We start from the raw sequence: 13,055 nt of genomic DNA, 5'->3' as shown, positions 1-13,055 counted from the left end.
AATAGGTCTAAACGCAAATAAGCCTCAGAACGCAGTCAGGGGCGGATAGGGTCGCACTCATGGCTGATCTGCACGCCCAACTCGTCGAGAAGCTCGGGTTGAGAATCGTCCGTGGCGACTACCCACCCGGGACGCGCATCGATCTCGATGCGCTGGAGCCCGAACTCGGCGTGAGCAAGACGGCCATCCGGGAGGCATTGCGGGTGATCAGGGAGAAGGGGCTCATCGACTCCTGGCCGCGGCGCGGCACGATCGTCAACAATCGCGACTCCTGGAAGCTGCTCGACGGCGACGTCATCATGTGGAGGCGGGCCGCCCGCCGTGACGACGACCGGCTGCTCTCCGAGCTGTCACAGCTGCGCGACGTCATCGAACCGGCAGCAGCGCGCCTGGCCGCCGAGTACAGGGACGACGACGACATCGCCGCGCTCCGCACCTCGTTCGCCGAGTTCGAGGCGGCCGGCCACGATGTGGAACGTCTGGCAGCCGCCGACCTGGACTTCCACCTCCGCCTGCTGCGCTCCACCCACAACGAACTCCTGATGCGGCTCGACACGGTGGTCGTCCACGCTCTGGATGCCCGCAACCGCATCCAGCACCATCCGGGAGCAGGATGGCTCGACCCCGTGCCAGACCACCGTCGCGTGCTCGACGCTGTCGAGGCGGGCGACACCGTCGGCGCCGAGGCCGCGATGCGTCACGCGATCCGCGAGTCGGACGAAGACCTCCGCAGCGGAGAGCCGCCGTTCGAGACCCCGGCCTGATCGGTTTGTGGTCCCAAATCTTCTGGTCCCGCCGGGTGGAGCGCCTCAGATCATTTTGCGCGCGACGCGTATGCCTCTAAGACTTCGCTTGGAATGCGTCCGCGAGGAGCGACGCTCAGTCCATTCGCTGCCGCCCATGCGCGAACTAGCGCTCGCGCGCGCGGCGACTTGAGCTCTTCACGCAAGTCTTGGAGCTGAGTCTGCAAGTCAGCCCGCCGGGCGACTGCTATGTAGGGGGCCATTGCCGCCGCGAATACTCGTTCGTTCTCATTCGTGAGATCGATTTCGTAGGTAATTCCCGCGTACATGAATCTGATGGTTTTCCCTTCGCCGTCGGCGATGGGTTGTTTGGTCAGATCATCAAATAAAAGATCGACAGTTTGGCGTGACATAGCCTGCTTCCGGGCAAAAATAGGCAAACTCATGCTTCGAACACATCGGGAAGTCGAAGCACAACTGGTCGGATCGCGTAATCCGCAATGCAATTAATACCATCCGGCCACATTGACTTCCAGTGGCCGAAGCGCAATTGCCAGCATTGACGCAACTCGTGCCTATTGACTCGTGGCTATTTCGCCCTATCGCCCGCGAGTCCTCCTGTATTCGCGCGCCATTCTCGTATATTCCTTATCTTTATCTCGTCGGGCGGGCAACGCCTTTGCGTTATTGAACGCCGACTCGCGCTGCAATTGTTGGTAACTTTCTAGTCTGCGCCGATCGATAGTTCCCGTCTCAACCGCAGCGGAAATAGCGCAACCCGGTTCGTCGGCATGGTTACAGTCGTTGAACCTACATGCGTTCGAGAGTGTGTCGATTTCGTTGAAAACGTCGTCAATGACACCATCGGCTACTGCGAGACCGAACTCTCTCAGCCCAGGCGTATCAATCAGTGTTGATTGCGTGCCAGGAATCTCGAAAAGTTGGCGGGAAGTCGTCGTGTGGCGACCTTTGGCATCTCGCTCGCGCACGCGGCCGAGACGCTGCTGGTCTTCACCCGTGATTGCGTTTATCAGCGCTGATTTTCCTACACCCGAGTGTCCGATGAGCGCTGATGTTGAGGGTTCGGCAAATAATGTCGCGAGTTCGCCTATACCGCCGCTTCCCATCGTGACGGTAGTGGTGCAGAACACGTCGATACCGGCAGAAACGTCCCGAACGGACCGGCGCGCCAACGTGGCCGACTCAGCAGACAGAAGGTCTGTCTTCGTTATGACGAATACCGGTGTCGCACCTGAATCCCAGCCAATGGCGGCAAGGCGCTCCACAAGCCGACTGCGGACCGCTTCGTCGATCGTGACGCATAACCATACATAGTCGATGTTGGCGACCAAGGTGCGCACTCCTTTACGGCCCGCGCGCGTGATCTCGGATAGCCGAGGCACATGTGCTCGTGCCGCCATACTCTCTGCCGGTGGGCACCACATCCAGTCACCCGTCACTGGAGGAAAGCTCCGCCAGTCGCTGTCGACAACGACAGTCGATCCGTCGAGGTAGGAGAGGACCAATTGGGTGGCGTCAACGCGCGAGACGCGCGCTAGGACGTGCTCGGCGGAAGGGCGGAATTCTTCGCAGTGCGCCAACTGGGTGGCGTTGAGGCCAAGAGGCATTCTCTATCGTCTTTCGTTCTCGCTACGGGCCCTTGGAGCGCCGATGACGACCGTACAGTGTCCCGAATCAAGGATCTTCGCGGCGACAACCGCGAGGTCGTCGGCAGAGACCCCAGCAACCTTTTCGAGGGTCACTCGCGAATGGGCGCAGTGTGTCCCCAGCAGTTCAGACAGCCCGATCGAACGCGCCACCCGAGAGTTGTCGTCCCTCGAGACAATCGTGCCTGAGTAGAGGTAGTGCTTGGCACGGTCCAGATCGCTGTCGCTGAATCTTCCGTTCGCGATGTCATGCATGGATTGAAGAAGATTTTCGGCGACTTCTTCCCGGTTGGAGTGTGCGATACGCGCGTAGAGAATGAGAGAGCCGGCGTTCGAATGACGAGAATAGGTGGAGTCGGTGGAGTACGCGATCGCCCGCTGAAGTCTGAGGGTTCTATGCAAGTGAGACCCGTGGCCGCCACTGAGCAAGCAGTCGAGGACTCTGACAACATCGGTCTCCGATGACCGCGCAGGCGGGGCATGAAACCCAACAACGACCGTTGATACATCAGACCCGGAAGTCATCTCGATCGATTTGCTTGCGAACGTTTTGGACTTCTCTCGCTGAGCAGGCAACGCAGCGCGCGGAGCCAGCCCTTGAAGGCGCATTTCAACCGCGTCAGCGATGGCCGAATGATTGACGCGTCCGGACGCGGCGATGATCATGTTGCTCGCCACGAGCGCCCTGGACCGATAGGCGTTGAGATTGCTGAGGTCGAGGGATTTGATGTCCTCTCGGGTGCCGCCCGCCGGCCGAGCGAACGCAGTCGAGGCGAAAATCGATGCCTCGGTCGCCAGCACTGCACGCGCGATGTCGTTTCCGCTCATCTGCGCGAGCTCCAAATCGACCGCCGCACGCTCAGCGTCGAAGACCGTGCCCTGTGTTGCGGGCGTTGACATCATCTCGAGCAGCGAGCCCACGCCGAAATCACTCGCTTCAAATGGGACCGTGGCGGCCAGGCGGATGTGTTCTTTGAACGTGTGCGCGGTGGGGTGGGAAGCCATCCGGTCAAAAGCATCCGCGCGGGAGGCGGCAGCGGATCCGGTGCCACGCATCATGATGTGTTCGAGAAGATGCGCGGCACCATACTCGCCGTGAGTTTCGGCAGCGGATCCCGCACGCAGAATCACTTCAATGGAGACGCTAGACGACATCGGCATGTCGCGCGTGAGGAGTGTTGCCCCGTTGTTAAAGCGAGTGCGGCGCACCGTGAATCTGTCCGCTTCGGTTCTAGTAAAGGTCAAGGGTAGCGCGCTTCCTTGCGAGCGACTCGAGTACTTTCATCCCTACGAGCGCGAGGAGGAGCCAACCAACACCGACAACGAATTCCAAGAGAGTTGACGCCCATGCGGAACCCGCTCCCACGCCAACGGCAAGGCTTCGAGCTGCGTCGATGGCGTGCGCTTGGGGGAGGACGCCACCGAGCAGCTGAACCCAGCCGGGAAGGTCTTGCCTGAGAAAGTTCGCGCCGGAGACAATGAGCAAGAGCAGATAAGCCGCGCCTGCGATCTGGTAAATGTCCCGATAGAGCAGGCCCAAGGCGCTCAGAAAGAGCCCAAGCGCAGTACAGCTGAACGCTGCGACGGCGAGGACGAGTGCGAACAGCAACAGGTGATCAGGTGGAATGGGACTCCCTGTCAACGAAAAGCCCAAAACGGCCGTGAGAGCTGAAACGAGGAAGCCCAGGACGACACCCGGCAGCGTACGACCGATAAAAACTGTTGTCGAACTGCTTGGGGATCCGATGATCGATGACAGAGTTCCGATTTGACGTTCGTCCGCGATGACGCTGACCATGCCGGAGATTCCGGCGGCGGCAGCGACTTGAACCGCGTTTCCGATTACAAAGAACGACGCGTTTTGATAGTCGAAGGCGGCACCGAGAGTTACGAAGAAGAGAACCTGCATGACGGGCGTAACGACCAGTGTCGCAACGAACAACCCCGGTGAGTTCCATGCGAACAGCGCACGGAATCCGAAGAGACCTGAAAGATACACGAGCCTAATTGTGTGCGTCATCGAAGTCGTAGAGTGCCTTTCACACGAGCGCGTAGGTCGACAATACGAAGTAGCCACACCGCAACGATTGAATAGAGGAGCGCGAGCGTTAGGGCCACGCACAGGTCGGGTATCGGGTCCTGGGATGCGAATACACGATCGAGTGCCTGGGTGCTCCAACCCAGAGGCAGCAGCTTGCCGACCCATTGCACGGGACTCCAGAGCGTTGTCGCCGGCGCGAGAACTCCACAGGCTATCCAAATGGGAAATTCAAGTACGTTGGTGACCTCAATTGCCTGCCGGAGCACGACATACAGGGCGGCCAGCAGCATACCGATCGCGGTCAGACCCACAAAGGACGCTAGGAGCGTCACCACCAAGAGGATCGGCTCGTCGACTCGGACGTTCACATGAAAGAAGAGAGCGCACCATGCACCACTGGCGATCAACGAATAGAGTCCGAGCGTCACCGTGGCGGCAGAGAATCCAACTACAGGAGCGACGAGACTTCGCGGGGCGCCGATGAGGAACTCAAGTGTTCCGCTGAACCGCTGCATGAATAGCGCCTCGGCTGCGCCGTAGAGCGTCGTTGACCAGGCGCCGAGTAGCCCCGCACCAAGAACCACCCTCAGCCCATCGTCGGGGCGCGGGCCTGCCATAAAGAACGCTAATGTTCCATATGCAATGGGGGTCAGAATGGCCATGCTGACGAAGAATGGCGATCTTGAGAGCATCTTGAGTTGCAGCGCCCAGGCCTGACCGGCAAGTCTCACTGGGCCGACTCAACAATCGAGATGTAGGCATCTTCGAGAGTGGGGCCCCGGTCTACCAGCGTTCCAACCCGATCACCTTCCAGCATCGGAAGAAAGTCCGCTACCCGCAGCGTGCTGTGCTTCTCCAGTCGGATAACTATCCGACTGAATTGCCCCTGCTCGTCGACTCCAACGAATGCAACCCCGTCAATTCCTCGTATGTGATCTATGACACCGGAGAGGTCACCAGCCACCTCGATCTCAACGATGTTTCCAACCTGCACGGAGCGCTTGATCTCATCTGGGGAACCTATCCTCACAACGCGTCCACCCGAGACGATAGCGACCCTGTCGCACAACTCGTCTGCTTCGAACATCTGATGGGTCGTGAGGACGACCGTCGTACCATCCCTACGAAGCGTCGCCACGAGATCCCGGAGCGATCGAGCGGCAATTGGATCGAGGCCTGTGGAGGGTTCGTCTAAGAAGAGGACCGAAGGCCGATGGACAAGCGCTCGGGCGATGTGCAATCTCTGCTTCATTCCTCGGGAAAAGGTCTCGACGCGCGACTTCTCCTTGTCAGCGAGCCCAACGAGATCAAGGAGCTCGGCAACACGCCTCGCCTGCCCACGACGATCGACTTTGTACAGTTCGCACGCGAATCGGAGGTTGTCCGCCGCTGTCAGTCGGTCGTATAGCCCGCGTTCACCGCCGAAGGCGACGCCTATCGACTGGCGGACAACGGCTGCGTTCGAGACGACGTCCCTGCCATCGATCAGCACCTTTCCAGCTGTAGGAGTCAGAAGGGTGGAGAGGATGCGGACGAGGGTTGTCTTCCCCGCACCGTTCGGGCCCAGCACTCCAAACAGCTCCCCGCCCGCAATCGACAGGCTCACGTCCCGCAGAGCGGCCACATCCGGGGCCCCTTTGCTTCCTCGATATGTGCGCGAAAGATGCTCGATCTCGATCACGGTTCGTACCTTTCGACGGCTCTCGTGCTTCGCCAGAAAAAAGAGGAATCTGCAGCAACCCGTTTTGCCGATGCTTCCGCACCCAGCATCGAATAAGTGGCAAAGAGCATTTTCCTCACCTGGCGCACCACGTTCGGATCATATTCGACGGCTAGTAGATCTAGCGATTCCAGCAGGAGGGGTCTCGCTTCGGCCGCATTCCCCGACTTGAGGTAGGTCAAAGCCAGCGCAGATAGCGTCGTGTGGACCGCAGACGGATCGTATTCGCGAGCGTAGATAAGGAGCGCATCGAGCTGAGCTCGTGCGCCGTCATAGTCTCCGCTTAGAAGGGGCAACTGTGCTCGATTGAGCTTCGCCATCCACGCATACCTGGCCGCTTCGTCGCGAGGAAGGAGCGATGCGTGAGAGGGGTCATCACCGAATTTATCGATCGCGCGATCGACCAGCTGATGCGCGCTCTCAACGTCGCTGTTCCTCAGCGCGAGGAGCGCTTGAAAGTTGTAAGCCATCCCCTGCATTACGTTGCGATCGTAGGAATCTGGAATTTGAGTCTCCATGCGCGCCAACGCCCGATGCGCAATCTGACTCGCTGTGTCCAACCGGCCTCGACGCTTGGCTTCAATGGATGCCCAGCGCAGTCCCCAGAAGAAAGCCTCGCTCGGCAGGGGATGGCCGGTGACGGCTTCCTCGAAGAGGCCGTCGTAGCCATCGGCATTGTTTAGCCCGAGAACGGTCGCCGTCAGCCCGAGAAGCGAAAACCTGCGACCATCGGCGGCGAAGCGCGAAGTGTTCTCGCGAACGTCCTTCGCCACATCGACAGCATCCTCCCAACTGCCAAACACATCGACGTACTTGGCCATAGCTACGCAGTAATCCGGTACCTCCGCAGTGAAGGACAGTGCCGCCCCCGCGGCCCAGGCGGACCCGCGAACGCCTCCTGCCCAAGACACAAGTTCGCCGGCGAGATGGTCCCTCTGCTCGGCGCCAGGCAGTGAACAGAGGACGTCAGCTACCTTCGAGCCCGCTTCACGCATCGCTTCCAAGTTAAGAAGGAGCATTGCCTTCGAGCTCTCATCCTTACGCAATCGCAAGTCTGTCAGCGGGGCGTGACTCCGCTCCGACGCAGATAGGTATTCCATCGGCTCAAGCTGGCTATGAAACATCAAGTCGTTGAAGACGGGGTGGGTCGTACCGCTCGGAACAGTCGCTATTTCGTCAAGGATGGCTTTCGCAGCGCGCGTGGCTGTGAGGTGCATGGCGCCTTTCAAGTTCAGAGGCCAGGCCGACTCGAGCCATCGAGCCGGCCCGGGGTCGAGCTACATCTTCATGGCGTGTGCCCACGAAGCGAAGAGCGTTGCGACGAAGCCCTGCCCGTCATTCATTTCCTTGCTGATGGAGTCAAGGTCAAATTCGGTCATTTGTATCTCCTTTCTCGACTATTCATCGTCTTTATAGACGACTTAGGAGATTACCTGATTAATGCAGATGGTCGCTATATCTGGGTTTTGATTGCTCCAATATTCGCGTAAAGATTTGGCCAAGAGACGGGCGACCGTGAGCAATTCGGTCGATCCGTCGAGGTTGCCGACCCGCGACTCGAATTCTTGACCGCCACTGGAAGGGTGCGGCAGCCACGACGGCACACAACGCGGTCGAGCGAAGACGCATGCTTGCGTTGGAGCGTCTACAGCAGCTACGTCCTTGCCGTCGCCCACGAGCTTCGCTCGCCCTCGGTGAGGTCAGCGACCATCAGCCTGTCCTCTGATAGGGCTTCCGCCAGGACTATGCATCTGCCTGACCAGCGACCGTCCACACCGTCCACAAAGTCCACTCGGCCAACGCTCCCGATGCACCGCCCATGCATGTGCAGGCAGGCGCTTCCCGCAAGCGCGTCCCTTCGACCGGAGGCAGGCGCCCCGGCGGGGTTCGCCTAGTCAACCGGCTGAGACGAGAAGGGCCCGGATACCGAGCGTCCTCAGTGTTTCCGGGCCATTCTCTTTCGGTGGCGAGTGAGGGATTCGAACCCCCGAAGGCTACGCCGGCTGATTTACAGTCAGATCCCTTTGGCCGCTTGGGTAACTCGCCGTTGGCGCTCCCGACCACCAGTGTTCTCGTGATCGAAGGCGCTCGACAAGAATACTGTTCCAACGCCCGCAGACGAAATCAGCGCACGCCCAGCCGGTTCCCGGGCGTGGCAGGGTCGGTGCCCACCTCTGCCGTCGGCAGATTCGCGCCGGGCAGAAACGCTCGCGCTCGATGGCCATCCCTTCGCAGGATGGGCGCATGAGCACCATGACGGACAACACACCGGACCAACTGATCTTCAAACGTCTTCTCGAAGAGCGGATCGTCTTCCTCGGCAGCGAGGTCACCGACGACTCGGCCAACGAGATCTGCGCCCAGCTCCTGATCCTCAACTCGATCGAGCCGGAGCGGGACATCTACCTCTACATCAACTCGCCGGGCGGCTCGATCACCGCGGCGTTCGCGATCTACGACACCATGAACTTCGTGCAGGCCGATGTCGCGACGGTCGCGCTGGGCTTCGCCGCGTCAGCCGGGCAGTTCCTGCTGTCCTCCGGCGCGGAGGGCAAACGGTATGCGCTGCCGAACGCGAGCGTGGTGATGCACCAGCCGCACGGTGGTTTCGGGGGGACGTCGGCGGACATCCAGACCCAGGCGAAGCAGATCCTGTACTTCAAGAAGCGCATGGCCGAACTCACGAGCGTCCAGACGGGCAAGCCGATCGAGCAGATCCTCGAAGACGGCGACAGGGACCGCTGGTTCACGGCCGACGAGGCGCTGGCCTACGGGTTCGTCGACCACGTCGTCGGGTCGACCCGCGCGCTGCCGAGAGGCTGAGCCGTGCTGCACGTCGAGGTGGAGGACGAGACGGCGGCGCAGCACCGACCGGTGGATGCGCGGGATGCGCGGGATGCGCGGCGTATGCGGGGTGCGTCAGGCGGCCAGCAGCACCGCGCTGGCGGGCCCGTCCTGCGGGGGCTCGGCGATGCGGAGGTCGGCGGGCTGCGCGTCGAGCAGGTCGGCGAGGCGGAGGTCGACGGAGATGCCGGGCCCGAAGGCGCCCGCGCTGCCGCTGCTGCTGCCGCTTCCCGCGGGAGCGAGCTCGCGGACCGGCGCTGCCGTGCGGGTCTCGACGGGGCGAAGACCGACGCGGTCGGCGGTGGCGAACTCGGCGGCGACCCTGGTGAGCAGCTCGCCCTCGCTGATGTCGAAGACGCGACACAGCGTGGCGAGGATCTCCGAGGAGGCCTCCTTGCGACCGCGCTCGATCTCCGACAGATACGGGATGGAGACGCTCGCCGTCTCGGACAGCTGACGCAGTGTCTCACCGCGTTCCAGCCTCAGCCGCCGGAGCACGGCCCCGATCGCATGTCTGAGCAGCATGTCCCCTCCTCGTCCGTCGACGTGTCCGCCAGCCTAGGCGCGCACCCCCCGACGCGCCCGCACCTCCGCACGATTCTGCTCAGGGCAGAATCCGCGACCCGGGCGCCGCCGCCGCACGCGCAAGCGCGAGCGCGCCGACCACGAGCGCGCATCCGGTGACCCACCCGGCCACCATCGCCCCGGCCAGCAGGACGACGAGCACCCCGCCTGCTCCGCACGCCACAGAAAGCGCCACCAGCCCGGGATGCGCGGCGACCCCCGGCCGCAGCGCCGCACGTTCCGCGCCACCCCCAGCCGTCGCGCGCCCCGCCGTTCCACGCCGCCCACCACCACGCCCCGCCTCCGCGCGCCCAGCCACCGCGACCAGCGCGGCCACCGCGACGCCCGCCGCCGCCAGCCACATCCCGCGGGTCGCCCACCAGTCCGGCGTCAGCGGCTGCGGCAGCGAGACCCCGGACAGCAGGAGCAGCCCGGCGAGCGCGATCAGCGCGAGCATGTGCCAGGAGTAGATCGTCATCGCGCGGACGTTGACGGCTTGCACGACGGCGGAGAGGATCCGGTTGCCCGCGAGCCTGCGCAGGGTGGGCGTTGCCAGGGAGAACAGTGCCAGCTGGGAGACACCGAGGAGCACCAGGGCGAACGTGGGCGGGTTGAGGTTGGCGAGCAGGTCGAAGGAGTACACCCCGGTCGCCGCGAGCACAAACAGCGTGGCCGTCGCCCCTGCGGCGAGCGCGACGAGCGTGCGGCGCTGCAGGCCGGAGACGGTGCCGTCCGCGAGCCAGAATCCCAGCTGCTGCACCAGCAGCCAGACGAAGAGGAGGTTCGCGAAGCCGACAACCGTGACGCCAGTGGATGCGCGGACCACGTCGACACCGACCGCCAGCGCCGCCAGCACGGCCACCGTCGCAACGGGGAACCGTCTGTGTGCGGCGACCAGCGCCGGCACGGCCGCCGTGCACAGCACGTACACGCCGAGGAACCAGAGCGGCTGGCTCAGCCGGAACCCGGCGACGGCGATCAGCTCCGGCGGAACACCGCACAGCGTCAGCACCGCCAGGACCACGGCCGAGGCGGCGATGGCGGCGGCCGCGGGAAGAAGGAGGCGGCGCATCCGGCCGGCGATGTAGGCGGCGGGCGTGGTGCCGCCGGCGCGCATCCCGGACCAGTGCAGGAAGCTGGAGAACCCGCCGAGCACGAAGAAGAGGGGCATGACCTGCGCCAGCCAGGTGAGCGCGGGGAGGCCTGCCCAGCCGTCGAGGGCGTTCTCGAGCACGGGTGCGCCGTCCTGCACGCTCACGCCGACCATCAGGGCGTGCAGCAGGACCACGACCACGAGGCAGGCGGCCCTGGCGAGGTCGACCGCAGCATCCCGCGCACCCGCACGAGCACCCGCACGGCCACCCGCGGCCGCACCCGCCCGACTCCGCGCTGTGCCGCTCGCGGCATCCCGCACCGCCTCCGGCGCGAACGAGACCGACATAGGTTTCCCCTTCCGTCCGGCCCCCTGTGGGCCGTCTCCGGAAGGTTCTCAGCGGGCTCGGCCGGCGGTCGTCCGCCCGGGGAGCCAACCCGTCCCCCTACCGCGGTAGGGGTCCAGCGGCAGGGTCCCCCGCCGTTACGGCGCCGGTTCCACCAGCCCGGCGTCGAACGCCAGGATCACCGCGTGCACGCGGTCCCGCAGCCCGAGCTTGCTGAAGATGCGGCTCACGTGCGTCTTCACCGTCTGCTCCGCGATGAACAGGTCCGCCGCGATCTCGCCGTTGGACTTGCCTCGTCCGATCAGCACCAGGATCTCGCGCTCCCGCTCGGTGAGGTCGGCGAGTTGCAGCGCGTGCCTGCTTCCGGCCGGGCGCTGGGCGGCGAAGCGTTCCAGGAGCCGTTTGGTCACGCGCGGGGCGAGCAGCGCATCCCCTGCCGCCACGATGCGGACCGCCTGCACCAGGTCGCCGGGGGTCGCGTCTTTCAGGAGGAAGCCGCTGGCGCCGGCCGAGAGGGCCTCGTGTACGTAGTCGTCGGCGTCGAACGTGGTCAGGACGAGCACGAGCGGCTGGTGCGGCTCGCCCCTGCCCGTCGGGTGGATGAGCTCGCGGGTGGCGTCGATGCCGTTCATCCCCGGCATCCTGACGTCCATGAGTACGAGGTCGGGCTTCAGCCGCCGGGCGAGCGTGACCGCCTCCTCGCCGTCCGCCGCCTGACCGACCACCGTGATGTCGTCCTGGGCGTCGAGGATGGCGGCGAACCCTGCCCGCACCATCGCCTGATCGTCGGCGATGAGCACGGTGATGGTCATACTGTTCCTCTCGACACGACGGGGATGCGCGCGTGGACGACAAAACCGCCGTCGTCCGTGCGCTCCGCCTCCAGACTGCCACCCAGCAGCGCGGCGCGCTCGCGCATCCCCCGGATGCCGTGTCCTCCGGTGTCCGGAGCCGGTGCGGAGGCCGGTCGCCCCGGCGCGCGCTCATTGCGCACAGACACGTCGAGGGCGTCCCCACTGCGGTCGAGCGTCACGACCGTGGATGCGCCCGTCGCGTGCCTGGCCACGTTGCTGAGGGCCTCCTGCACGATGCGGTACACCGTCAGCGACACGGCGGGGTCGAGGGCGGCGACGTCCTGTGCGGCCACCCGGTCGTCCAGGCGCACGGCCCCACCGGCTCGGGATGCGCGCGCCACCAGCCCGGCGATCTCGCCGACCCCCGGCTGCGGCGCCGTCTCCACCACCGTGTCCTCGCTGCGGAGCACACCGAGCAGCGTGCGCATCTCGCCCATCGCCGCACGCGCGGTGGCCGCGAGGTCGTCGAATTCCTCCGCGGCCTCCTCGCTCAGCGACGGGATGCGGTACCTGGCACTCGACGCCTGCACCTGGATGGCCGACATGCCGTGGGCGACCACGTCGTGCAGTTCCCTGGCGATGCGGGTGCGTTCCTCCGCGATCTCGCGGCGCGTCAGCTCGGAGGCGGAGATCTGCTGCTCCCTGAGCAGCTGGCGGCGCACATCCTGCCAGTTCACGACCAGCGTCGCGCCCAGCATCGCGGCGGCGGTGATCGACCAGAAGACGATGAGGTCGGCTGTGATCGCGCCGGAGGTCGCAGGCGGCCGGGCTGCGACCAGGGCGACCAGGATGCTGCCGAGGGCGCCGCCCGCCCAGCCGACCAGGCCGACGCGCCAGTCGGAGCGCAGCGTCGCGATCACCAGCACCAGCGCGCTGGCGACGATCGTCGGCACCGCGACGGGCCACGGGCTCGCGCCGTCCGGCACGGAGGCGAATCCGGCCGCCACCAGGGTCACCACCGAGATCACGACGGCAAGGCGCGGCGAGACGATCGCCAGCACGATCGACGCCGCCTGAGCGACACCGAGGCCGAGAGCGATGACCACCGGGATGCCGTACAGCGTCGAACCCAGCGACGAGGTCAGCGCCAGGATCGCCACGGCGGCGGTCGAGCCGATCCCCCAGAGGAGGACGAGCATCCCGTCGAGCCTGGTGCGCAGCGGTGGGTGTTCGGCCGTCATCG

The 13,055-nt window shown here is 64.3% G+C and carries 13 protein-coding genes and 1 tRNA gene; 2 read left to right on the top strand and 12 right to left on the bottom strand.

The annotated features are described in order from the left end of the window. Nucleotides 1-59 precede the first annotated feature (59 nt). Nucleotides 60-764, top strand: coding sequence for a FadR/GntR family transcriptional regulator (locus tag HF024_RS02995; RefSeq protein WP_168688587.1), 705 nt, complete (start codon nt 60-62; stop codon nt 762-764). Between the two features lie 50 nt (nt 765-814). Here the strand turns inward: HF024_RS02995 and HF024_RS02990 are convergent, their stop codons facing one another. The 8 genes from HF024_RS02990 to HF024_RS02955 form a co-directional block, all read right to left on the bottom strand. After that, nucleotides 815-1,189: an Lsr2 family protein gene (locus tag HF024_RS02990; protein WP_168688586.1), complete on the bottom strand. Its 375-nt coding sequence runs from the start codon at nt 1,187-1,189 to the stop codon at nt 815-817. Nucleotides 1,190-1,342: 153 nt separating this feature from the next. Beyond that, the gene (rsgA, locus tag HF024_RS02985; protein WP_247597402.1) at nt 1,343-2,164 is read right to left on the bottom strand and encodes a ribosome small subunit-dependent GTPase A; all 822 of its coding nucleotides are present in this window, start codon (nt 2,162-2,164) and stop codon (nt 1,343-1,345) included. Between the two features lie 210 nt (nt 2,165-2,374). After that, entirely contained in the window at nt 2,375-3,619 is a 1,245-nt protein-coding gene (locus HF024_RS02980; RefSeq protein ID WP_168688584.1) for a pitrilysin family protein, read from the bottom strand. 22 nt (nt 3,620-3,641) lie between these two features. Then, nucleotides 3,642-4,409 carry an ABC transporter permease gene (locus HF024_RS02975; RefSeq protein ID WP_168688583.1) on the bottom strand — a complete coding sequence of 256 codons (768 nt, stop codon included), beginning with the start codon at nt 4,407-4,409 and terminating at the stop codon, nt 3,642-3,644. A gap of 17 nt (nt 4,410-4,426) precedes the next feature. Next, nucleotides 4,427-5,143: an ABC transporter permease gene (locus HF024_RS02970; RefSeq protein ID WP_281727833.1), complete on the bottom strand. Its 717-nt coding sequence runs from the start codon at nt 5,141-5,143 to the stop codon at nt 4,427-4,429. 35 nt (nt 5,144-5,178) lie between these two features. Then, on the bottom strand, nt 5,179-6,132 hold the full coding sequence (locus HF024_RS02965) for an ABC transporter ATP-binding protein (RefSeq protein WP_210724010.1): 954 nt from the start codon (nt 6,130-6,132) through the stop codon (nt 5,179-5,181). Continuing rightward, entirely contained in the window at nt 6,129-6,992 is an 864-nt protein-coding gene (locus HF024_RS02960) for a hypothetical protein (RefSeq protein WP_168688581.1), read from the bottom strand. Before HF024_RS02960 ends, HF024_RS02965 begins: the two co-directional genes overlap by 4 nt. Nucleotides 6,993-8,135: 1,143 nt before the next feature. Beyond that, nucleotides 8,136-8,217 (bottom strand) — tRNA-Tyr (locus HF024_RS02955). Between the two features lie 171 nt (nt 8,218-8,388). Here HF024_RS02955 and HF024_RS02950 point away from each other — a divergent pair. After that, nucleotides 8,389-8,994 carry an ATP-dependent Clp protease proteolytic subunit gene (locus tag HF024_RS02950; protein WP_168688580.1) on the top strand — a complete coding sequence of 202 codons (606 nt, stop codon included), beginning with the start codon at nt 8,389-8,391 and terminating at the stop codon, nt 8,992-8,994. A 96-nt stretch (nt 8,995-9,090) separates the two neighbouring features. On the opposite strand, the gene HF024_RS19745 is transcribed toward HF024_RS02950, so the two are convergent. From HF024_RS19745 to HF024_RS02930, 4 genes are all read right to left on the bottom strand, one after another. Further along, complete coding sequence (locus HF024_RS19745; protein WP_168688579.1) at nt 9,091-9,540, bottom strand: helix-turn-helix transcriptional regulator; 450 nt, start codon at nt 9,538-9,540, stop codon at nt 9,091-9,093. 79 nt (nt 9,541-9,619) lie between these two features. Then, nucleotides 9,620-11,020, bottom strand: coding sequence for an acyltransferase family protein (locus HF024_RS02940; RefSeq protein WP_168688578.1), 1,401 nt, complete (start codon nt 11,018-11,020; stop codon nt 9,620-9,622). Between the two features lie 135 nt (nt 11,021-11,155). After that, entirely contained in the window at nt 11,156-11,830 is a 675-nt protein-coding gene (locus tag HF024_RS02935) for a response regulator transcription factor (RefSeq protein ID WP_085368732.1), read from the bottom strand. After that, the gene (locus tag HF024_RS02930) at nt 11,827-13,053 is read right to left on the bottom strand and encodes a sensor histidine kinase (protein ID WP_168688577.1); all 1,227 of its coding nucleotides are present in this window, start codon (nt 13,051-13,053) and stop codon (nt 11,827-11,829) included. The genes HF024_RS02935 and HF024_RS02930 overlap by 4 nt, the downstream gene beginning before the upstream one ends. Nucleotides 13,054-13,055 lie beyond the last annotated feature (2 nt).

The sequence above is a fragment of the Leifsonia sp. PS1209 genome, from assembly GCF_012317045.1.
Taxonomy (GTDB): Bacteria; Actinomycetota; Actinomycetes; order Actinomycetales; family Microbacteriaceae; genus Leifsonia.
Note: the sequence above shows the minus strand (reverse complement) of the source record. Positions and strands in the feature narration are given on the sequence as shown.

Coding starts and splice junctions, on each gene's coding strand:
- HF024_RS02995 (WP_168688587.1), top strand. CDS start 60: ATGGCTGATCTGCACGCCCAACTCGTCGAGAAGCTCGGGTTGAGAATC.
- HF024_RS02990 (WP_168688586.1), bottom strand. CDS start 1,189: ATGAGTTTGCCTATTTTTGCCCGGAAGCAGGCTATGTCACGCCAAACT.
- rsgA (WP_247597402.1), bottom strand. CDS start 2,164: ATGGCGGCACGAGCACATGTGCCTCGGCTATCCGAGATCACGCGCGCG.
- HF024_RS02970 (WP_281727833.1), bottom strand. CDS start 5,143: ATGCTCTCAAGATCGCCATTCTTCGTCAGCATGGCCATTCTGACCCCC.
- HF024_RS02960 (WP_168688581.1), bottom strand. CDS start 6,992: ATGGCCAAGTACGTCGATGTGTTTGGCAGTTGGGAGGATGCTGTCGAT.
- HF024_RS02950 (WP_168688580.1), top strand. CDS start 8,389: ATGGCCATCCCTTCGCAGGATGGGCGCATGAGCACCATGACGGACAAC.
- HF024_RS19745 (WP_168688579.1), bottom strand. CDS start 9,540: ATGCTGCTCAGACATGCGATCGGGGCCGTGCTCCGGCGGCTGAGGCTG.
- HF024_RS02940 (WP_168688578.1), bottom strand. CDS start 11,020: ATGTCGGTCTCGTTCGCGCCGGAGGCGGTGCGGGATGCCGCGAGCGGC.
- HF024_RS02935 (WP_085368732.1), bottom strand. CDS start 11,830: ATGACCATCACCGTGCTCATCGCCGACGATCAGGCGATGGTGCGGGCA.
- HF024_RS02930 (WP_168688577.1), bottom strand. CDS start 13,053: ATGACGGCCGAACACCCACCGCTGCGCACCAGGCTCGACGGGATGCTC.